Raw genomic sequence first — 25,544 nt, 5'->3', positions numbered from 1 at the left:
CTCCAGTTGTGTTCAAAAGTTTAAAACTCTCATTAAGTAAATCAGTGAAAGTAACATTAGATGCAAAATCAGCCCCATTGTTAGTTATATTTATTGTGAAGTTAATAGTACCATTATTTGAAACATTGGTTACATTAGCAACTTTAAGGATAGTGAGATTAACCTTAGTTCCATCATCAAGAATAAGAACAATATCCTCATCATCTGCTAAAGCATTAATTGATGCTTGAAGATCATTATTACTTAACATTACAACTTGAGAGAATGCTAATGTTCTTATATCACCAGTACTACTATTAACAGTACCAGTACTGTTTCTAAGTAATATTTTTACTATGAAGTAAGGTAATAAACTTGGATCACTCGTAGTTAGATTATTCAATGTTAATGTGTAAGATAAAACTGCTGGAATGTTCTTTGTGTAATTTCTTGTTGCATTTTCAGTTGTATTAAATGTTGAATTAAGTGAAAGTTGTAATACATACCAATAGCTAAGGCTTAAATTCAAACCAGAGTCAGTGTACTGATCAGTAATATTATTTCTTCCCCACCAATTAAAGTTTGCATTAGTATTATTTCCTGAGTTTATCATACCTAAAGCATTTTGATAAATTCTATTGTAATTTAAGGTGTTATTAGACCCTGTGATGTTTACACCTACTATTGTATTATTTACAATAGTTGTGCTTATTATGGTATCATTGAAACCATCCATTATTGCTCCTACCTCACTTCCCCTTAATGTTCCATTAGTGAAAATATTATTATGATTAGAAGAATTAAAAGTTAAACCAACTTTTAAATTAGCTATTGTAATATTAGAGAAAGTATTATTTTCTCCATTTACAAATATTCCTCTTGAGTTATTATTTCCAATAATCGAACCATTAGACATATTATTCCTAGAACCATCAACAAGTAAAACAATATCATTATTAATTATAATATTATTACTTAGTAAATAGCTATTTAAATCAATAGTTGAATCATTAAAACCAATTCCCAAAACACCACCATTACCATCAAAGGAATTATTATTAATAAAAGTGTGATTATTCAATGTATAAATAGCCATATGAGCATTATTAGAAAATACAGAATTATTCACAGTCAACTTATCATTATAATTAAAAATAGCACCACCATAACTAGCATTATTACCAATGAAAACAGAATTAGCCACACTAAAATTCACACCAGAATTATAAATAGCACCACCAAGCCCACTAGCAATATTACCAATGAAACTAGAATTAACCACATTAAAATTATTACGCAAATTATTAATCCCAATAGTATGAATAGCACCACCATAACTAGCATTATTACCAATGAAAACAGAATTAATCACACTAAAATTACTATCCCACATATTAGAAATAGCACCACCATAACTAGCATTATTACCAATGAAAACAGAATTAATCACACTAAAATTACTAGCAAAATTATTATAAATAGCACCACCACTATAACCATCACCATAAGCAGTATTACCAGTGAAACTAGAATTACTCACGGTAAAATTACCCCTATTGTGAATAGCACCATCACTAGCATTATTACCACTAAAACTAGAATTAATCACACTAAAATTGCCAGTATTAGAAATAGCACCATAATTATCGGTGAAAATAGAAGTAACCACACTAAAGTTACTATAACGAGAATTAGAAATAGCACCATAATTACCAATGAAAACAGAATCACTCACACTAACATTACCATAAGTATAAACATAACCATTAGAAATAGCACCATAATTACCAGTGAAAACAGAATCACTCACACTAACATTACCATTATTATTAGAAATAGCACCATAATTACCAGTGAAAACAGAATCACTCACACTAAAATTAAAAGTATTAGAATTATTAGAATAATAAATAGCACCATTATAAATAGCACCGCCCTCACTAGCATTATTATCATTGAAAGTAGAATTAACCACACTAAAATTCACACCAGAATTATAAATAGCACCACCATAACCACTAGCATTATTATCATTGAAAGTAGAATTAACCACACTAAGATTACTAGCCCAATCATTGTAAATAGCACCACCACCAGCACCACCATAACTATCATAACTAGCATTATTGCCAGTGAAAATAGAATCACTCACACTAAAGTTAGCACCATTCTTATTATAAATAGCACCACCCAAATCAGCAGTATTATTAATAAAACTAGTATTTTCACTTATAATGAATTTAGTTCCATTATTGTTGTAAATAGCTCCACCATTATAAGCAGTGTTGTTTATAAAATTAGAACCTAGTATTGTGATTTCAGAACCATTATTATAAATTGCTCCAGCATTATTATTATTTCCAGAAATATTACCATTTACAAAAGTTAAATTAATTAATGTGACATCTAGACCATTATTAATGAGGAATATTCTTCCATTGTTTAATGCATCTATTATTACTTCTCCACTTAATACTGTATAACCAAGGAGAGTCATATTTTTATTTATAGTTAAATTTGTGTTGTTTTTTTCGATACCATTACTATTATTGTAATTATTTCCTGCTATGTGTATTGTTCCACCATTTTGTACTATTTCTAATGCTTTTTCTATGGATTGTAGTGCATTTGTCCAGTTTACACCAGTATTAGTGTTTAGTCCTCCTGTTGCATTAACATAAACATCTAAACCACTAAATGCTTGGAATGTGTAATTACTTCCATTTATAGCTATGTTTCTTTGGTCTGTAGTTATGTTTGCAGTATTTTTAATTGTTCCATTGTTTATTATGGTTACATTTATTGTTAATATTGCTGTTTGACCTTCGGTAAGTCCTCCAATTGTCCATTTACCTGTAGTTTCATTATATGTTCCAGTTGAGGAGTTTGCAGAGTTGAATCGTAGTTTAGTATAATCTAAATTATCAATTACATAAACTCCAGTAGCATTTGATGTTGCGTTATTATTTACAGTGATTGTGTAGATTATATTGTCTCCAATGTATTGTGTTCCTATTGCATTAGCTATTTTAGCTATTGATATCTCCACATCAGTTATATTAAGTATTACTGAGCTTGTAGTGCTGTTGTTAGTATTATTTTCATCTGCATCAACTACTGCAGTGTTATTTATAATTCCAGTTCCAATTATGGTTACAAATACTTCTAATGTTACTGTTTCTCCTGGTTCTAGTACTCCGATATCCCATATTCCAGTACCATAAGTATAATTTCCTTTAGTTACAGTTGAGTTAAGGAAATTTACTTTATTGTAATCGATTGTATCTTCTACATAGACTTCTGTTGCATTATTTAATGTTCCATGATTAGTTACAGTTATGGTGTATGTTACATTGTCTCCAACATGAACATCTACGCTTTTATTTGCAACTTTCACAACACTTACATTAACTGTATAGTTAATATCTTCACCAATAATGGTTAAAATAAGATTTTCACTATCAGATAAAGCATTAATTGAGTATTGTGTATTAGGATTATTAATTATTACAGCTTTATTTAGACTAGTATTTCTAATATCTCCATTTGAACTGTTAACAATATCAGTACTGTTTTTAACTAATACATTTACTTCAAAGTAAGGAAATAAGCTTGGATTATTAGTGATTGGAATATTAAGTGATAAATTATAGGTTAAATTAGCACTTTGATTTTTACTGTAATTTCTTGTACCATTTGCAGTTGTGTAATAAGTATTATTCAATGAAAGTTCAAGGACATACCAATATGTCAAGTTGAAATTAGCACCACTATTTGCATACTGACCAGCAATATTATTTAATCCCCACCAATTAAAGTTAGCATTAAGATTAGTACCAGAATTATTAAGTCCTAAAGTATTATTATAAATACGATTATACTGAACAATATTATTATTTCCTGTGATATTAATGCCAACAATAGTATTATTAATTATGGTTGAACTCATGACAGTATCATTAGAACCTAACATAGATATACCAACTTCATTACCATAAAATGTAGTATTACTTATTACATTACCACTGTTAGAAGAATTAAAAGTGAAACCAACTTTTAAATTAGCTATCGTAATATTAAAGAAAGTATTATTATGACCATTTACAAAAATTCCTCTTGAGTTATTATTTCCAATAATCGAACCATTAGAAATATCATTCCCAGAACCATCAACAAGCAAAACAATATCATTATTAATTATAATATTATTACTTAGTAAATAGCTATTTAAATCAATAATTGAATCATTAAAACCAATTCCCAAAACACCATTATTCCCATTAAAGCTGTTATTATTAATAAAAGTCCGATCATTCAATGTATAAATAGCTATATGACCATTATTAGAAAATATAGATTTGTTCACAGTTAAATTAGCGTTAATATTAGATGAATTAAAAATTAGACCAACTTTTAAATTAGCTATTGTAATATTAGAGAAAATGTTGTTCATCCCATTTACAAATATTCCTCTTGAGTTATTATTTCCAATAATAAAACCATTAGAAATATTATTTCCAGAACCATCAACAAGCAAAACAATATCATTATTAATTATAATATTATTACTTATTAGATAACTATTTAAATCAATAATTGAATCATCAAAACCAATTCCTAAAACACCATCATTACCATCAAATGAATTATTATTAATAAAAGTCAGATTATTCAATGTATAAATAGCTATATGTGTATCATTAAAGAATACAGACCTATTCACAGTTAAGTTATCTCCAGTATTATAAATAACACCATAATGAGCCTTATTACCACTGAAACTAGAATTAAACACACTAAAATTACCACCATCATTACTAATAGCAGCACCACTACCCGAAACACCATTAGCATTATTACTAGTAAAAATAGAATCATTCACACTAAAATTATCACCATAAAAGTTATAAATAGCGCCACCAGTACCCAAATTAACATTATTACCAATAAAACTAGAATTAAACACACTAAAATTAACTCCATTTGCATTAGAAATAGCACCACCACGACTAAGAGCAGTATTACCTGTAAAACTAGAATTACTCACACTAACATTATCACCACTACTATGAATAGCACTACTAACACTAGCATTATTACCACTAAAACTAGAATTACTCACACTAAAATTACCACCATCATAATTATAAATAGCACCACCACCACTACTAGCATTATTACCACTAAAACTAGAATTACTCACACCAAAATTAGCACCACTACTATAAATAGCACCACCACTACTAGCATTATTACCACTAAAACTAGAATTACTCACACCAAAATTACCACTCCTATCATTATAAATAGCACCACCACTACTAGCATTATTACCACTAAAACTAGAATTACTCACACTAAAATTAGCACCACCACTATAAATAGCACCACCACTACTAGCATTATTACCACTGAAACTAGAATTACTCACACTAAAATTAGCACCACCACTATAAATAGCACCACCACTACTAGCATTATTACCACTGAAACTAGAATTACTCACACTAAAATTAGCACCACCACTATAAATAGCACCACCACTACTAGCATTATTATCCTTGAAATTACAATTTATTATTGTTATCTTAGAGTTAGAACTGTAGATAGCACTATTATTACTATTTATAAATGTTAAATTTTTAAATGTTACATTACTAATTGTGCCTGTGATATTAAAAATATTACCAAGTTTTCTCGCATCTATTATTATTAAGTCCCTTGTCCCATTACCCTGTATTGTGAGATTTCTACTTGTTGTAATGTTATTTCTAATATCAGTAGTTTTATTATATGTTCCTGGATTAAGTGTTATTGTATGATTAGTACCAGTAACAGTCGTTAGAGCTACAGCTCCGTTAATACCAGTAGCATTTGTAGTACTAATGGTAACATTCACAGCACTAACAGATGAAATAGTGACAAATAAAATAGCTATTAGTGATAATAAAATAGCTATCGTAGTCAAATTTTTAGAAAAAGTTTGATCAGAAGCTGTTTCGTGAAACAATCCTTCTGAAGACCCAGAATGTTTTTGTTTTTTTATAGAATAATTATCTGATTTTATAATATTATCTTCCTTATTTTCTAATTTCATACTACTTCCCCCATATATGTAGTGCATAACTTAATTATCCATTTAATTTATAAAATCAGATTAATCCAAGAACAATGATTAAAATATATCACATTATATTACAATATTGGATACAATATAGAACTTATTTCTATAAATAAATATTAATTATAAATTAAATATTATATTTTATTAATTATATATTAGTTCGATTAATATATAAATGTTACTATTATACCGAACATATAATATAACAATGAAATTCTAAAAAATTAATAATGGCAAAGATTTTATTGGAATTAATATACCTTCTATAATCAGTTTAATTTCGTGTAATTCTTATTAAATCTTGTTTATTTTATCTTATTGATTGATTAAATATATTTTTTGATTTATTATATATTTTATTTAGATTGATTTCAAATTTTAAACCTTTTTATTTACTTTAAAAAATAGGAAGTTGTGTTTTTTTAATCTCTGCCTCTGAATATAATTTTTCAAGATTATTATCATAGAGTAATGTTTTTTAGAAAAATGAAGATAAAATAGGGAATGGAATATTAATAAAAATAGAAAACTTGAATTAGACTTTAAAGAAGAAGTTGTTTGAAGATTTATCTGAAGAATGTGAAAAGTTATATAAAGAATTAGATGAAATTTCTGAGGAAATGAAAGATGGGTAAAATAGCAATGGATCTTGATAATCTTGCCAAGAAACTTAACTTATAAAAAATCCTTAAAAATTGATGATAGAAAAAAATATATACTCCATTAAACACCATTGACAGGCATTGACTCCTAATAAATAGGAAAATAATTACTACAACATTAATAATATAAAATCATACAGGACTATAAATTACTTCATATCCATTATTAATTATAGATTTAAACTCGTCTGACAAAATATTCCAGTCTAAAATGTCCACACGATTCTGAAAAGCATACTTTAAGTCAGGCATTTGATTTAAAGTTAATTCAGATTGACCAACAATCACTAGATCTAAATCAGAATATTCATTTGCAATTTTTTTATATCGTGATCCAAATGCCCATACTTCATAATTTGGCACATAATTTTTAAGAATATTGATTATTACTTCAAATTCTGACTGTGAAACTTGAATCATACTTTTTCCTCCAGTTTTGAAATAAAATCCATTGCATAAGGTAAAAATTCAATTGCTGTTTCCACTGTCTTATCTGCTATAATTTCATCATAAACATAACTAGTTTTATTTCTAGCTTCGTGAAAACTCCACCATTTTTCAACATCTGTTATTAAGAGATTTTCTCTAGCTATCCTATAGAATTCCTTTCTTGAAAGTCCAAGTACAATATCAGGACTTATATTAATTTCAAGCCATCTTTTCATGAATTTCCAAGACATTTCATAAGCAATTTCAAAATTTTGAATAAGACCTGAACGAAGAGTGTTTAATAAAGCATGATTTTCAGAAGAACAATGTGTGTAAATGTCAATAGCATCATTTAATGCACCTACTACATTCTTTAATCCAATGATATTTAATTTCTCAGACATAATATCATACTCGCTGTTTTATAATAATTCAAATTAATTAATTAGTTGTTTTATAATTTAATAGTTACCTAAAAACTATATAATAAATTTTTTTTTTAATTAAATTAATTCCTCTAACCACTCTAACCATGAAAAAATAAAAATTTATTCTTTGATTAATTTACATCCTATTTCACTATCTTTAAATACAATAGCTCCTTTAATTATATTTTTATTTTTGTATTGTCTTCCATATTCTTGTGTTTCTATTTGTTCTAATGCTTCATTTATCATGTAGTTAATTGAGCTTTTGTTACTTTGTTTGAACTCAATTATTATTACATAATCCTCTTCTTCTATTATTAGATCTGCATTTCCTTTATAGCTATGTACCTCACTATGTACATGGATTTTTGCAGTGTATAATAACATAAATACAAGCACATGATAATATCGTTCATTATCTCCTCTTAAATCACTAGGTATTGGAGAAAGATAATCACCTAATGTTTCTTTTATCTTCGCACAATCACCATCAATTGTATATTTTAAAAGGTTATCTGCATAGCTTAAAACATCAGAAATAGGTAGTTTAGAGTGCTGATTTACAAGATTTTTAAATAATGCTGTTTTCACTTCATAATTTGGAATTTTTAAATGATACAAATCTCCATCATCATTTGTTTCAATTTTATCCACTGTTAAATATCCTGTTTGGAAAAGTAACACTTCATCTTTTATATCATTTATCGTGAGATTTTCAAGTTCATCATCAGAAATTTCACTTGGTTCTACAACAGCCTTAATATTATACCTATTCATTGGATAATTAGCTAATACTCTTGGAGTCCCTGTTTTAAACCAACTTTTAGAGAATTTACCATGTTTAAAAGATAACAATGTAGAATAAGGATTATATACTCTTTCTTTACCATTCCAACTATAACCATTATAATATACTTTAATCCTCTCTAAAGTTTCTAAATAAGTCATATTAAACTCATCAGCTAATTTCTGAATAAATGGTTGGAAATTATCCTCTAATTCCTCTTGTGTGTACCCACAAATAGAATTAAACTTATCAATAAGAGTTAAATCATCCAAACTATTTAGTTTTGAAAACACAGAAACATGGGCAAATTGAGATACCCCTGTTAAAAATATAAATTTAATATAGTGATCATTTGTTTTTAAAACTTCATAGAAACTTCCTAATTCAGATTGAATTTCTTCTAGATTCTTGTTTTGAAGATTTGAGATAATAGGCTTGTCATATTCGTCAACTAAGACAACTACCTTTTTATCTGTTTTTTTAGAAATTTCACTGATTAAGTCTGTGAATTTTTCATCTAATGACTCACTGTATATATTTACTTGAAAATCCCTAGCTATTCTATTTATAATATCTTTAAGTTTATTCTCTAAATCATTTAAATTATTATAAATTCCTCCAGCTAAATCTATATGAATTACTGGATATTCTTCTTCCCAACCCCATTTATCATAAATATATAGTCCTTCAAAAAGCTTTTTATTTCCTTCAAATAATTCTTTCAGTGTACTAACGAGTAATGACTTTCCAAAACACCTTGGTCGTGCGAGAAAATTGACCCTCGCATATTCAGTTAGTTCAAGAATATATTTTGTTTTATCAACATACACATATCCCTCTTCCCTTATTTCACTAAATGTTTGTATTCCCACAGGTAATTTCTGCATAAGTTTCTTACCCCTTAATTCATTTATACTAATTAATATGTTTGTTTTTGATTATTTATAAAAATGTTGATGTTGTTATTACATATTTTATGATTTAGTAATAATATAATTATCTTGATATTTTCCAATGAAAAATAATTATTTCTATTGAAATTTTTAAAAATTTGACTCAAAATAGTCCATGACAATATTATAAGTTCATTAAAATACTAAATAGCTATTATAATACTCCAATCATGGATAAAAAAATAAAATATAAAGAAAGGTTAATTCAATATAAACTACGCATTAACATAATTATTATCTTTTTCTCCATACAGAGGCATATGTAAATAGTGAAATTATTATTATCACCATAAGAATCGGTATTCCTGTTTTTTTCATTGCTACTTTTCCATTAACATATTGTGGATTAGGCTGTGGACTAAGAGACTGTGGGTTATCAGTTGGATCTACTTTGATATTCACACTATGTTTGGTAGTACTATTGTCTATGTCAAATTCATTAGACTCAACACTAGCAGATATTTCGTGAATTCCTTCTTTAGTAGCTATAGCTTTAAACTCAGCAGTACTAGTTTCTCCAGCATTTAAATTTCCAATTGTCCAAATACCAGTGCTTGGATCATATGAACCATATTCACTATTAAATGAAGCATGTTTAAACTCATCAGGTATATTCAATTTAATTTTTACACCAGTTGCATTATCAGGACCATGATTTACCAGAACAATATGATAGCTAAGGATTTCACCTTCTTTAACAATATTTTTATCAGGAACTATTTTAATTTCAATATCTACAACTGGAGTGACATTTATAGTGATTGAACTTGAATTTTTAGGGTTTATGTTGTTTTCATTACTTGTGATGTTAACAATGTTAGTTATTGAGCCTGAAGATTTGACTTGAACTTTAATTATTAATTTAGCAGTTTCTCCTGCTTTTAATGTGTTGATATTCCAAATACCAGTGTTTAGATCATATGAACCATATCCACTTGAAGATATGTATTTAAGACGTGGATCAAGGATTTCATTAACTTTAACACCTGTTGCAGTATTAGCACCTTGATTTATCACTGTAATAGTGTAGGTGATATATTCTCCACTTTTAGCTTTAGTTTGGTTAGCTATTTTGTTTATTGTAAGATTAACATTATTACTATTATTATTAACATTGATTATTACTGTACTATTATTATTACCTAAGTTATTTTCATTGATTTCTAGTGCTGCTGTGTTTATTATAGTGCCAATATCTATAATTTGTGCTTGTATGGTTAGAATAGCTATTGTATTATTATTTAAATTAGCTATTTGCCATTTACCACTGATTGGATTGTATGTTCCAATATTTGCTGTGTAGTTAATGAGTTTTAGCTTTTGATCTAGCAATTCAGTTATGTTAAAGTTAGTGGCATTGCTTTTACCATTATTGATTATTGTGATCTTGTATTCAATGTAATCTCCTATATATGGATTTTCTGTAGCATTTGAAACCTTAAGAATAGTTAAATTAAGATCATTTACTGTGAATTCTACTGTTGAATTGTTTTGTGAGTTAATATTGCTTTCAGCAGCAGTTATATTTGCAGTGTTAGTTATTGTTCCTATTCCTATTATTGTAACATTAATTGTGAGTGTAGCTGTTGTGTTTGATGTTAGATTTTTAATTATCCATTGTCCAGTGATTTCATCATAGTTTCCAATTGTAGCAGAAGCATTTATATAATGTAGTTTTGTGTGATCTAAATTGTCAGTTACAGTTACATTACTTGCATTTGTTGTTCCATTGTTTGTCACAGTGATTATGTAAGATATATTGTCTCCTACATGTGGATTTTCTGTTAAATTAGATACTTTAATGATTGTAATGTTCACATCACTTACATTAATAATAACAGAAATATTAGTTTGGTTGTTAGTGTTGTTTTGTTCTGTTGTTAGGTTTGCAGTGTTAGTTATAGTACCTATATTTATTATTGTTGCATTTAGAATTAATGTTACTGTTGTATTATGGTTTAATAGTCCAATAGTCCAAATACCAGTGTTATTATCATATATACTGCCATCGGATGTGATGTATCCTGTGAATTTTAGTTTTGTATTATCTAAAGTTTCATTGACAGTAACTCCAGTTGCATCAAGTAATCCATTATTCGTTACTGTTATGATATATGTTACCTTGTTACCATAGTGTCCAATTCCTGATGTGATATTAGAAACCTTAATAATAGATACATTCACATCACCTACAACAATTTCAGTACTAACATTAGTTTTATTATTAATATTAACCTCAGCTGTTGTTAGATTTGCTTTGTTAAAGATATTTCCTTCAGCTATTAAAGTAACATTAATAAGGAGTGTAGCTGTAGTATTAGCTTTTAATTTCCCTATATTCCATATTCCTGTTGTTGGATTATATGATCCTATAGTTACATTTGAATTTAAATAATGTAATTTTGCACTGTCTAATAAGTCAACAACAGTAACATTAGATGCATTAGTAGAACCATTATTCCTAACAGTGATAGTATAAGTTATATTATCCCCTACATGATTATGTCCTGAAGTATTAGATACTTTTACGATAGTAACATTAACATCAGAAACATTGAATTCTGCTGTGCTGTTAGTTTGGTTGTTTATGTTGGTTTCAGCTGTTGTTATGTTTGCTGTGTTTGTTATGTTTCCAAACCCTATGACTTCTACTTCTATTGTTAATAGTACTGCTAATCCTGCTTCTAAGTTACCTATGTTCCATAGTCCAGTAATGCTATCATAAGTTGTGTAATCTGGTGCTGTGTGATCTATATAAATTAATTTAGTTTTATCAAGATAGTCAGTAACTGTTACATTTGTTGCGTTAATTGGACCATAATTTTCTACTGTTATAATGTATTTAACATGATCTCCATAGTGAGAGTTAGCTGATGCATTTGAGACTTTAATTATGCTCACATTCACCTCTTCTACATAGAATGTTGTGCTTGTATTGGTGTTACTACCATTAAGTATTACTTCATTTGCTGTTACATTTGCAATATTTTCTATTGTTCCTGAACTAGCTATTATAACTTCAATTTCAAGTGTAGCTGTTTGGTTAGCATGTAATGTTCCAATATTCCATAATCCTGTATTATTATCGTAAGAACCTACTGAAGAAGTGTAATTAAAATAAATTAATTTAGAGTCTAATATATCATACACCTGTACATTTGTTCCAGTATCTAAGCCATTATTTTTAACAGTAATAGTGTACTTAACATGATCCCCTACATGAGCTGTGTCAAATCCTACTACATTAGATACTTTTGTAATGTTTAAATTAACTGCTGGTGTGACATTGATTGTTACTGTGGAGTTTATATTTGGATTGACAAGTGTTTCAATAGCGGTTAGATTACCTGCAGTGTTGTTTATTATTCCTGACTTAATAGCTTGAACAATCATATTGAGTGTTACAGTTACTCCAGGTCCAATATCTCCAATAGTCCAAAGACCTGTTGTACTATTGTATGAACCTCCAGTTGTGTTCAGAAGTTTAAAACCATTATTAAGTAAATCAATGAAAGTAACATTAGATGCAAAATCACCTCCATTGTTAATTATGGTTATTGTGAAGTTAATAGTGCCATTATTTGAAACATAGGTTACATTGGCAATCTTGACAATAGTGAGATTAACCTTAGTTCCATTATCAAGAATAAGAACAATATCTTCATCATCTGCTAAAGCATTAATTGATGCTTGAGAATCATTATTACTTAACATTACAACTTGAGCGAATGTTAAAGTTCTTATATCACCAGTACTACTATTAACAGTGTTAGTGCTGTTTCTAAGTAATACTTTTACTGCGAAATAAGGTAATAAATTTGGAGTATTAGTAATATTGGTATTTAGATTATTCAATGTTAATGTGTAAGATAAGACTGCTGGAATGTTTTTTGTGTAATTTCTTGTTGTATTTTCAGTTGTGTTAAATGTTGAATTAAGTGAAAGTTGTAATACATACCAATAGCTAAGGCTTAAATTCAAACCAGAATCAGTGTAGCTACCAGTAATATTATTTTTTCCCCACCAATTAAAGTTTGCATTAGTATTATTTCCTGAATTTATCATACCTAAAGTATTTTGATAAATTCTATTATAATTTACAGTGTTATTAGACCCTGTGATATTTACTCCCGTTATTGTATTATTTACAATTGTTGTGCTTATTATGGTGCCATTTAGACCATTCATTATAGCCCCTAGATCATTTCCTGATAATGTTCCATTAGTGAAAATATTATTATGATTAGTGAAAGTATTGTTATCATTAATAGAATTAAAGGTTATACCAACTTTTAAATTTGCTATTTTAATGTTAGAGAAAGTGTTATTATTACCATTTACAAATATTCCTCTTGTGTTGTTATTTCCAATTATTGAACCACTAGAAATATTATTTCTATGACCATCAACAAGTAAAACAATATCATTATTAATTATAGTATTATTACTTAATAAATAGCTATTTAAATCAATAGTTGAATCATTAAAACCAATTCCTAAAACACCACCATTACCATCAAATGAGTCATTATTAATAAAGGTCAGATTATTTACCGTATAAATAGCTATATACTTATTACTCAAAAATACAGAGTCACTCACAGTTAAATTATCCGCAGCATTATAAATGGCACCACCATTACTAGCAGAATTATTAACAAAAGAACTACCATTACCCACATTAAAATTACCATCATAAATATTAAAAATAGCACCTCCAAAAATAGCATTATTACCAATGAAAGTAGAATTACTCACACCAACATAAGAACCCCTATTAGAAATACCACCACCATAACTACTATAATTACTAGCAGTATTACCAATGAAAGTAGAATCATTCACACTAACATAAGAACCCATATTATCAATACCACCACCATAACTACTAGCAGTATTACCAATGAAAGTAGAATTACTCACACTAACATAATAACCACTATTAGAAATACCACCACCATAACTACCATAATTACTAGCATAATTACTAGCAGTATTACCAATGAAAGTAGAATTACTCACACTAACATAATGACCACTATTAGAAATAGCACCACCATAAGTACTAGCAGTATTATTAATAAAACTAGAATTACTCACACTAAAATTATCAGCCCCCATCTGAGCACCAACACCATTAGAAATAGCACCACCAAGACTAGCATTATTACCAATGAAAGTAGAATTACTCACACTAAAATTAGCACCATTATAATAATTAAAAATAGCACCACCCCAACTACTAGCATTATTATCAACGAAAGTAGAATTAGTCACAGTAAAGTTAGTACCATTATTATTATAAATAGCACCACCAAGACTAGCAGTATTATTAATAAAACTAGTATTTTCAGTTATAGTAAAATTATTTCCCTTGTTGTTGTAAATAGCTCCACCACTGGAAGCAGTGTTGTTTATAAAGCTAGAACCTTTTATTATGATCATAGAACCATTATTATAAATAGCACTACCATCACGATTATTATCAATTAATTTGATATTAGCATTTGCAAAAGTTAAGTTAATTAATGAAACATTTAAACCATTATTAATAATGAATATTCTTCCATTATTTAATGCATCTATTATTACTTCTCCACTTAATACTCTATAACCAAGGAGAGTTACATTTTTGCTTATGGTTAAGTTGGTGTTGTTTTTTGGTATTCCATTAGTGTTGTTGTAGTTATTTCCTGCTATGTGTATTGTTCCACCGTTTTGTACTATCTCAAATGCTCTTTCTATGGATTGTAGTGCATTGGTCCAGTTTACACCAGTGTTAGTGTCTAGTCCTCCTGTTGCATTAACATAAACATCTAAGCCACTAAATGCTGTAAATGTGTAATTACTTCCATTTATAGCTATGTTTCTTTGGTCTGTGGTTATGTTTGCGGTATTTTTAATTGTTCCATTATTTATTATGGTTACATTTATTGTTAGCGTTGCTGTTTGACCTTCGGTAAGTTCTCCAATCGTCCAAATTCCAGTAGTATGATTATATATTCCAGTTGATGGGTTTGCAGAATTGAATTGTAATTTAGTGTAATCTAAATTATCAATTACATAAACTCCAGTGGCATTAGATTCTCCACTATTATTTACAGTGATTGCGTATGTTATATTATCTCCAATGTATTGTGTTCCTGTTGCATTAGCTATTTTAACTATACCCACATCTACATCAGTTATGTTAAGTATTACTGAGCTTGTAGTGTTATTATTAGTGTTATTTTCATCTGAATCAACTATTACAGTGTTTTTTATAATTCCAGTTCCAATTATGGTTACAAATACTTCTAATGTTACTGTTTCTCCTGGTTCTAGTACTCCGATATCCCATATTCCAGTACCATAAGTATAATTTCCTTTAGTTACAGTTGAGTTAAGGAAATTTACTTTATTGTAATCGATTGTGTCTTCTACATAGACTTCTGTTGCATTATTTAATGTTCCATGATTAGTTACAGTTATAGTGTAGGTTATATTATCTCCAACATGAATATCCACACTTTTATTTGCAACTTTCACAAGACTTACATTAACTGTATAGTTAATATCTTCACCAATAATGGTTAAAATAAGATTTTCACTATCAGATAAAGCATTAATTGAATATTGTGTATTAGGATTATTGATTACTACAGTTTTACTTAGGCTGGTATTTCTAATATCTCCAGTTGAACTGTTAACAATATCAGTACTGTTTTTAACTAATACAGTTACTTCAAAGTAAGGAAGTAAGCTTGGATTATTAGTTACTGGAATATTAAGTGATAAATTATAGGTTAAATCAGCACTTTGATTTTTACTGTAATTTCTTGTTGCATTTTGGGTTGTGTAATAAGTATTATTCAATGAAAGTTCAAGGACATACCAGTATGTCAAGTTGAAATTAGCACTACTATTTGCATACTGACCAGTAATATCATTTAATCCCCACCAATTAAAGTTAGTATTAATATTAGTACCAGAATTATTAAGTCCTAAAGTATTATTATAAATACGATTATACTGAACAATATTATTATTTCCAGTGATGTTAATACCAACAATAGTATTATTAATTATAGTTGAACTCATAACAGTATCATTAGAACCTAACATCAATATACCAACTTCATTACCATAAAATGTAGCATTACTTATTATATTACCACTGTTAGTTGTATTAAAAGTGAAACCAACTTTTAAATTAGCTATTGTAATATTAGAAAAAGTATTATTATGACCATTTACAAATATTCCTCTTGAGTTATTATTTCCAATAATAGAACCACTAGAAATATTATTTCTATGACCATCAACAAGTAAAATAATGTCATTATTAGTTATAATATTATTACTTATCAGATAGGTATTTAAATTTATAGTTGAATTATTGAAACCAATTCCTAAAACACCATCATTACCATCAAATGAATTATTATTAATAGAAGTTTGATTATTTAATGTATAAATAGCTATATGACTATTATTAAAGAATTTAGAAGTATTCATGGTTAAATTAACACCAGTATTATAAATAGCACCACCATGACGTGCATTATTACCACTAAAAGTAGAATTAATCATGATAAAATTAACGGCATTAGCACCAGAATTACAAATAGCACCGCCACTATTAGCAGTGTTACTAGTAAAACTAGAATTAATCACGTTAAAATTACTTCCTGAATTATAAATAGCACCACCACTAACACCAGAACTCTTAATAGCAGAATTATTAATAAAAGAACTACCATTACTCACAACAAAATTAGCACCAGAATTATAAATAGCCCCACCATTATCAGTAGCAGAATTATTAATAAAAGAACTACCATTACTCACAACAAAATTAGCACCAGAATTATAAATAACACCACCATTACTAGTAGCATTATTACCAATGAAACTAGAATTAATCACACTAAAATTAACACCATTATTAAAAATAACACCACCACGATTAGTAGCATTATTACCAATGAAACTAGAATTAATCACACTAAAATTAGTACCATTACTATTACTATTATAAATAGCGCCCCCACCATTAGCATTATTGTCCGCGAAATCAGAATTAATCACACTAAAATTATCACCATAATTAAAAATAACACCACCATAAACACTAGCATTATTACCAGTGAAATTAGAATTAATCACACTAAAATTAGTACCAGTATTGCAAATAGCACCACCATAATTAGTAGCATTATTAACAACAAAACTAGAATTAATCACACTAAAATTAGTACCACCAAGATTATAAATAACACCACCATCTCTAGCACTGTTGCCAGTGAAATTAGAATTAATCACCCTAAAATTAGTACCAACGATATTATAAATAGCACCACCACTACTAGCATTATTATCCATGAAACTAGAATTAATCACACTAAAATTACCACCATTACTATTACTACTATAAATAGCACCACCAAAATTAGTAGCATTATTACCAACAAAACTAGAATTAATCACACTAAAATTAAGACCATTAATATTATGAATAGCAGCACCACCATAATTAGCATTATTACCAACAAAACTAGAATTAAACACACAAAAATTAACACCATGACTACTATAAGAAGCAAAATTAAAAATAGCACCACCACTACTAGCATTATTACCACTAAAACTAGAATTACTCACACTACAATTAACACCACCATAATTAGTAATAGCACCACCACTACTAGCATTATTATCCATGAAACTAGAATTAATCACACTAAAATTACCAGTCCAATCATTGAAAATAGCACCACCATAATTAGTAGCATTATTACCAGCAAAACTAGAATTACTCACACTAAAACTAGTAGCATTATTATAAATAGCACTACCATTATTACCAGTATTACCAACAAAACTAGAATTACTCACACTACAATTAGTAGCATTATTATAAATAGCACCACCATTAATAGCATTATTACCCGTGAAATTACAATTGATTATGGTTAATTTAGAGTTAAAGCTAAAGATAGCACTACCATTACTAGCATTATTACCACTAAAAGAAGAATTACCCACACTAAAATTACCACCATTAATATAAATAACACCACCAAAATTAGCATTATTACCACTAAAAGAAGAATTACCCACACTAAAATTAACACCAGCATTATAAATAGCACCACCAAAATTAGCATTATTACCACTAAAAGAAGAATTACCCACACTAAAATTAACACCATTATTATAAATAACACCCGCACTAACACTAGCATTATTACCACTAAAAGAAGAATTACCCACACTAAAATTAACACCAGAATTAAGAATAACACCACCAAAATTAGCATTATTACCACTAAAAGAAGAATTACGCACACTAAAATTAACGCCAATATTATAAATAACACCCTCACTAGCATTATTACCACTAAAAGAAGAATTAGTCAAACTAAAATTAGCACCAGAATTAAGAACAACACCATAATTAGCATTATTCCTATTGAAAGAAGAACCACTCAAACTAAAATTAGCACCATCGACATTATGAATAGCACCACCCTGAATAGCTGAATTATTAGCAAAAGTAATATTACCAGTTATCATAGAATTATTACCACAATTAAAAATAGCACCACCTGCAACATTAGCCGAATTGTTAACAAAACTAACATTACCACTCAAACTAAAATTCTTAATAATGTAAAAAGGAATACCATTAGGATTTGCGGAAGTAACCTCAATAGCACCACCCGAACCCATAGCAGCGGAATTATTAACAAAAATAAGATTACCACTTATACTAGTATTATTCGTTGAGGTAACAATAGCACCTCCACCTTCTTCTTTTGTAGCAGTATTATTAATAAAAGTACAATTGACTATTTTTAGATTATTCGCTAAATTAGAAATAGCACCTCCAAAATTAGCCGTGTTATTAATAAAAGTGCAATTGGTTACAGAAAGTGTAGAACCTATCCAAGAAGATATTGCTCCCCCTCCAGCATAACTACTATTGGTGCTAGTTATTAGATTATTTTTAAATATACAGTTTTCAATAATCAAATTGCCCCTATTAAAAATTGCCCCTCCATGTGAGGTAGTAGTAGTATTTTTTCCATTTATAAATGTTATATTTTTAATTGTTACAGTATATCCAGAGTTTATATCAAACATTCTCCCTGATTGTGCTGCATCAATTATTACTTTATCTTGATTTTCACCTATATAGATTATATTTTTTGAAATGTTGATTCCCTTGTTATTTGCTCCTGTGTATGTTCCATTTCTAATGTTTACTGTTCCACCATTGTCTACAGTTGCAGTTGCATTCTTAATACTTAATTTAGCTGTACCCATAGTAGTTCCTGTGTTTGAATCACTTCCATTGGTAGCTACATATATTGGACTTGCCCCTGAAACGCTAACTATAGCTATTGATAAGAATCCTAAAATTAATAGCATTCCTAAGATATTAAATAAAATGTTTCTATTCTGACAAATATTCATTAAATCCATATTTTTGCTTCCTTTTTAAAATTTAAAATATTATAAAACTTGTATTGTATTATAAAAAGTTAAAAATACCCATTAATCTATAAACATTCTTTATTATTTTAATTTTACAAGAAATAATATTTGTTTAAAAACTAAAAGTATTATATATTAAATATATGTTTGTTATATCATATATAGTTTATTATAATATAAATAAATAGCATATAAACATATAATTTTATTTTTATAAAACAATATAAATACTATGATACAATGAATCAAATAGCTACAAATAAAGAATACAAATTATTTAAGAATTATATTTATTAAAATAAAGCTTAAAAACAGGAAAAATTGTTTTTATTAATAATTTAAAGATGTTTTAAACCATTTAATTAAATATCTATTTTTTAATTATTTATTTCTTAGAAAAAATAGGTGTTATACTGTTAAAATAATGAAAAATATAAAATAGCTATTTATCCTAAAATAGAATAAAACAACGTAATAATAAATTTAAAGAAACAATAGTTAAAATTAATAAAAAATAGTTGTTAAAAGTCATTAACTACTAAAAATAATAAAAATACCTAATTTAATAGATCAGGATTATTAATTATTAGTTCATATACTAACAAAACCTTGCAAATCAATAGTTCGAGATATATGAAAATAATCATATTCACCCAAAAAATAATTATTCTTTAAAATAGCTATAACAATTTAAAATAGCTTATATTCATTTAAATAAGTATTAAAATTATTATTATAACTATTCATTTATAAAATACTAAAATTAATGTTAAAATAAGGTAAAAAAATAACTATTTAGTAATAATACTACTTTTTAAGCAGTTATCTAAAAATTAAACTGCTTTAAAAAGAGTTTAATTAAAAATTGTCAAATATATGCTCATATATCTGGTTTAATTTAAATTAGATCATTTATTTTTTATTTTAAAAAACTAAAGATTAAAATTCTTATTTTAAAACTACTAATCTAATAATACACTTATTTAATACAATAAAATATTATTAAGACTAATTTTATACATATAAATAATTTTAACAAATATATGTTCAAATAAATGTTAAATTTTAATTAATATCCTTAAATAATTTATTAAAAGATAGACAATATTGTCAAATAGAAAAAATTTTGTCAAATATTAAACTATTCATGCCCCAATTAATGATAAATATAATCATATCAATTATTATTTTAATAAATAGTATAAAATTCGTTTTGTATAAAATAAAAATATACAATATAATATTTACCCTCCTATTTAAAAGATTTTTTATCTTTTCATTTCTTAAACTTTTATTTCCCTGGAAATTTAGAGAAATCTTTGATTTCTCATTTTCAGAAGTTTGAATTGACAGATCATATAGAAAGGGAGTAGATTTAGTAATTTTCTCTAAATTCACAGCCTATATCTTTATTTGTGAAAGCTAATGCTAAGTATATGGGATTTTTGCTTTTATACTTGTTGTAGTACTTGCGGTCTTCAATTTGATTAAAAGCTTTATTTAACAACAAATCTAAGGACTTTTCTTTGGAGTATTTAATTTCTGTAATTATTGGTTGGTCTTTTATTTTAAAAACAGCATCAATTCTACCTGTAAAAGTTTGTACTTCTCCTTGTGGTTCAATACCAAATAAATAGAGAATGATTAAAAATATGCTATGATAAAATCCTTCATTATCTCCTTTAAGTAGATAAGGGATTTGATTATATATTTCTTCTAATACATCAGTTAATCCATGAGAATCTTTATTTAAAATATGTTTATATATTTCATTTCTTAAATCGAGTAATTCTCCACCACTTAAATCAGTAAAAGCAGTGAGAAGTTCATTCATTAAGGACTCTTGAACTTCATGATTTGGAACATCCAGCATATATTCAATAGTTCCATTTACAGATTTCTTTTCTGTAATAGTTAAATAGCCAGTTTGAAATAATAATGCATTTATTTTAATACTATTAAAATCAAAACTATTAAAATCACTTTTTATTGCACGTATAGGTTCAAATATCGGTTTTAAATTGTTCTTCTTCTTTAATGATTCAATTAAAACTGTTGGTGTTCCTGATTCAAACCAATAATTAGAAAATTCCTTTATTTTAAACAATAATAATGTTGAATATGGATTATAAACTCTATTTTCTCCATCCCAACTATAACCATCATACCAATAATTAATTTTATCTAATGTTTCAGCATAATCTAATGACTCATTACGAGCTAATTTTTCAATATACTCTTTAAAATAATCTTCTAAGTCTGTGTGAGTATAACCGCAAATATTTGAAAAAGAGGGATCTAGAGTAATATCTATAGGATTGTTCAAACCAGAAAATATAGAAGTAATAGCGAATTTTGAAACACCAGTTATTAAAACAAACCTTAAATGCTCATCATTAGATTTCAATATTTCATAAAAACTACGGAGTACTTTACGATTAGCATCAGCAATCTTTAAATCATCCATATTGTCAATCATAGGCTTATCATGCTCATCTATTAGAACCACGACTTTTTGGTTAAATGATTTATGAAGTTTTTTTATGAGTTCTGCAAATTTCATAGATTCATTTGGAGCCTTAAGAGTAATGGAATATTCTTCTGCAACCATATCTAAATAAAAATCAAGTGATACCTCTAAGTTATCAGGATTTTCATGATTAATTTCTCCTAAATCTAAATGTATTACTGGATAAGATTTAGTCCAATCCCATTTGTCATAAATATAAAGATCTTTAAATAATTTTTTATTACCTTGAAATATTTCTTTTAATGTACTAACGAGTAATGATTTACCAAATCTTCTTGGACGAGATAAAAAATAAGTTTTTCCAGTTTTTACTAGTTCATACAAATGTTGTGTTTTATCTACATATATATATAATCATTTTCACGTATTTTTGAGAATGTTGAAATACTTACAGGTAATTTTTTCATGTTATTTCCTCCCTAATTGTTTGTAAACTTTTTCCTAAAATTTAATGGTTTATAATTAATATATTGTTAGATAAATTGGCACAGTCAAGTAGGGTACTGATTTGAAAATTTTTTGGTATTACTTTATTAGTATTATTTATGATAATCTTTTTTTAGGCTTGAGTTTTTGAAATATTGCATTATATTCCTTTATTCCTTTATTTTTTTATTGTTTTTGTAGTAATGCTTTTATAGTATTATTTTATTATTAATAGTTTTTGTTGATTATTCGTTATGATTAAATCTTTTTTGAATAGTTTAAATAGAGAATAGTTTTTTTATGTCTTTATTTTTTGTTTTTGGTGGTTAATATTTTTTAATAGCTGTTTAAACTTGAAAATATTTATATATTGGTAAATATATATGTTTAATTATGTTTATTATGAATAATATTTATTGTGCATCTGCTATTGATAAATGTCAGCAAACTTTAGATGTTGTTGCTGATAATGTGACTTTTATGTCAAATAAATTTTGCAAATGGGTGGAAAATTCTTTAAAGCTTGCAGGTAATATTAAATTAAAGTTTAAGAAGAATTTCAAATGGTTACAAGAGAAAATAAGGATTTGTCCAGTTTGTGGAGGTATAAATGTTGATGAAAATGGTAGTCGTGAGCGTTTAATCATTTTCAGCACATGGAAAGAGTATTTTAAGATACAGACTTATGTATGTAAAGATAAACATGAAAATGGAGAATCTCAGTTTTTTGAGACTAATATCAGAGATATAGTTCCTAAAAACTCTATTTATTCTCATGAATTCATAGAAACTGTTAAAGATCATAATACTCACGTACATGCACCATTAAGAGTCACTGCAGACTTTTTAAACAGAAACGATGAAGTGAGCGTTTCTCACCAAACAATTGAAAATATGATCTTTAAGATTGAAAATCCTAATCCTATTCCTTCAAAATCATCAGGTAAGTACACATTTGATAGTTTATGGTGTAAAGCACATGGAGGATGGAATTCATTTTACCTTTGTATGAATGATGCAGCTAATGGAAATGTGGTTTTTGATGAAATATACTCCAAAGAAACCGCAGCTAACTTGGATGAATACTTTGAAACAATTGCTCCATATTTACCAGAAGAGAAATACATTACTGTGGATTTAAACCCTAAATATAAAGAACCACTAGAAAAATATGGGTTTTAATTCAAAATTCACAAAAAACATTATAAATTTGTGCGAAAAATCAGTATTACTAATCAAAAATTAAATAATAATCACAATTACTTATCATATGAATTCTTTATACAGTCGAATAAAAATACTTTGAATAAATGTTTGTATCGTAATTTGAATTTGATAATGAGGCATTTTCAAAGGCACACAATTCACAAGAAGTAATATACTCCCTAGAACATTGAATAAAGCTGAAATTTTTCATAGTTTACCAGTAGTAAGAGAAATAAAGAATAAATTCAAAACAGTTAAAAGGTTTATAGAAGTGGTGGGTTTAATACTCCATTACAACCATCCTAAAAGTAGAAAGAAAAATGCACTCCAATAATTTACAGAGCCGATTCAATGGGATTCAATACAGTTATTTCATGAGATCATCATTTTCGTCTTCTTCATCTAAGTAGTCTTCAGGAAACAATTTCCTCATGTATCGTTCATGTGATTTTTTAGCAAGTACTGCTGGGTCAAATCTTTCAGGATATCGTTCTAATTCTTCAACCCTATCATCAAACGGTATTTTTCTATCTTCTTGCTCCTTTCTTTTAAATTCATCTAAAAATTTTTTAATATCTGGATCAGTAGGTCTTTTTATTAGACCATTACATCCTCTTTTTTTATAGTAACGCATAATATACACCAAAAATTGACATTATTCTAATTTTTTAAAAATATAACTATTATTATATTGTGGCAATATAATATAAATAATTTTTTTATTGAGATTTATAATAATTTACATATTCTAAATGCTTGTTTGATTCATTAGAATAATATTGTTTTTTCTCTTTCCAGATGAAACCGTCACTTTTTGATATAATAACCACTACAATTGCTCCTCCCACAGTTTCTTCTTGATCAATAGAGAATTTTCTCTTTAACAAAGTCATATGAACTAAAGATTCAGCAAGTAATCCCATATCTTCTTTAGGTGCATGAATGATGTTTTTTAAAATTGGAATAAGATGACAATTAGTCATTTCTTTGATATCATCTGCAGAATTAATTAATAAATAGTTTTTAGAATTATTTTCTTCATACATATCATTTTTAAAAACTTTTAACATACCCTGATTAAAATTGTATTTATCACTAGTTAATTTTTTAAAAAAATCATTAGCATATTTATTAAATTTCATAGTCCAATACAATGTGGATTCTTCTATAAAATCATTGGATGTTCCCCTTAAAAAAGAATTAGAAACATCTTTTTGAGCAAAAGATATTATTCCAGATTTATCAAATTCGTTTATAACTAGTGATTCGGATTCATTGAATTTTTTAATAATTTTTTTATCATTATTTTGGCTGTGCAATAATTAATTTTTCAGTTGATGGATGACAGTGAATTTTCTTAGTTGTGGTTAGATTGTAAATTATTTTTTGTAGTTTTTTTTATTTGTTGTCTTTGGCTGTGCAATAATTATTTTTTGATTCTTTTTAGTTATGCTTAGTTTTAAATATTATGGGGTGTAATATATTATTAGTGTTTTTTAGTTTTTGTTGAGTTGGTGTTTATGGTTTTGCATGAAGAT

Annotated in this window: 9 protein-coding genes; 1 reads left to right on the top strand and 8 read right to left on the bottom strand. The window is 27.2% G+C overall.

The features are described 5' to 3' along the window. The 6 genes from MBFIL_RS03315 to MBFIL_RS03285 all read right to left on the bottom strand — a co-directional run. Positions 1 to 6,076 (bottom strand): DUF11 domain-containing protein (locus tag MBFIL_RS03315; protein WP_169805497.1); only part of this gene is annotated, 6,076 nt, incomplete at its 3' end. An 821-nt stretch (positions 6,077 to 6,897) separates the two neighbouring features. Next, complete coding sequence (locus tag MBFIL_RS03310; RefSeq protein ID WP_066971478.1) at positions 6,898 to 7,185, bottom strand: nucleotidyltransferase family protein; 288 nt, start codon at positions 7,183 to 7,185, stop codon at positions 6,898 to 6,900. Next, positions 7,182 to 7,598: an HI0074 family nucleotidyltransferase substrate-binding subunit gene (locus tag MBFIL_RS03305; protein WP_066971477.1), complete on the bottom strand. Its 417-nt coding sequence runs from the start codon at positions 7,596 to 7,598 to the stop codon at positions 7,182 to 7,184. The genes MBFIL_RS03310 and MBFIL_RS03305 overlap by 4 nt, the downstream gene beginning before the upstream one ends. A gap of 144 nt (positions 7,599 to 7,742) precedes the next feature. Continuing rightward, positions 7,743 to 9,296: an ATP-binding protein gene (locus MBFIL_RS03300; RefSeq protein ID WP_066971476.1), complete on the bottom strand. Its 1,554-nt coding sequence runs from the start codon at positions 9,294 to 9,296 to the stop codon at positions 7,743 to 7,745. Between the two features lie 300 nt (positions 9,297 to 9,596). Then, positions 9,597 to 19,832 (bottom strand): DUF11 domain-containing protein, encoded by a 10,236-nt coding sequence (locus tag MBFIL_RS10485; RefSeq protein WP_066971474.1) that lies wholly within the window; start codon positions 19,830 to 19,832, stop codon positions 9,597 to 9,599. Positions 19,833 to 21,219: 1,387 nt separating this feature from the next. Next, positions 21,220 to 22,722 (bottom strand): ATP-binding protein, encoded by a 1,503-nt coding sequence (locus MBFIL_RS03285; protein ID WP_281192468.1) that lies wholly within the window; start codon positions 22,720 to 22,722, stop codon positions 21,220 to 21,222. A gap of 480 nt (positions 22,723 to 23,202) precedes the next feature. Between MBFIL_RS03285 and MBFIL_RS03280 the strand changes: the two genes are divergently transcribed. Continuing rightward, on the top strand, positions 23,203 to 23,982 hold the full coding sequence (locus tag MBFIL_RS03280; protein WP_157078629.1) for a hypothetical protein: 780 nt from the start codon (positions 23,203 to 23,205) through the stop codon (positions 23,980 to 23,982). Positions 23,983 to 24,373: 391 nt separating this feature from the next. On the opposite strand, the gene MBFIL_RS03275 is transcribed toward MBFIL_RS03280, so the two are convergent. Together MBFIL_RS03275 and MBFIL_RS03270 are read right to left on the bottom strand one after the other, a co-directional pair. Next, positions 24,374 to 24,640: a hypothetical protein gene (locus MBFIL_RS03275; protein WP_066971468.1), complete on the bottom strand. Its 267-nt coding sequence runs from the start codon at positions 24,638 to 24,640 to the stop codon at positions 24,374 to 24,376. A gap of 85 nt (positions 24,641 to 24,725) precedes the next feature. Beyond that, positions 24,726 to 25,325, bottom strand: a complete 600-nt coding sequence (locus MBFIL_RS03270; protein ID WP_066971466.1) for a hypothetical protein — start codon at positions 25,323 to 25,325, stop codon at positions 24,726 to 24,728. Positions 25,326 to 25,544: the final 219 nt, after the last annotated feature.

Source organism: Methanobrevibacter filiformis (assembly GCF_001639265.1).
Classification (GTDB): domain Archaea; phylum Methanobacteriota; class Methanobacteria; order Methanobacteriales; family Methanobacteriaceae; genus Methanacia; species Methanacia filiformis.
The sequence above is the reverse complement of the archived record's forward strand: the minus strand, read 5'-3'. Positions and strand labels throughout refer to the sequence as shown.

Excerpts from the sequence above, each read along its gene's own strand:
- MBFIL_RS03310 (WP_066971478.1), bottom strand. The coding sequence starts at position 7,185 with ATGATTCAAGTTTCACAGTCAGAATTTGAAGTAATAATCAATATTCTT.
- MBFIL_RS03305 (WP_066971477.1), bottom strand. The coding sequence starts at position 7,598 with ATGTCTGAGAAATTAAATATCATTGGATTAAAGAATGTAGTAGGTGCA.
- MBFIL_RS03300 (WP_066971476.1), bottom strand. The coding sequence starts at position 9,296 with ATGCAGAAATTACCTGTGGGAATACAAACATTTAGTGAAATAAGGGAA.
- MBFIL_RS10485 (WP_066971474.1), bottom strand. The coding sequence starts at position 19,832 with ATGGATTTAATGAATATTTGTCAGAATAGAAACATTTTATTTAATATC.
- MBFIL_RS03280 (WP_157078629.1), top strand. The coding sequence starts at position 23,203 with ATGAATAATATTTATTGTGCATCTGCTATTGATAAATGTCAGCAAACT.
- MBFIL_RS03275 (WP_066971468.1), bottom strand. The coding sequence starts at position 24,640 with ATGCGTTACTATAAAAAAAGAGGATGTAATGGTCTAATAAAAAGACCT.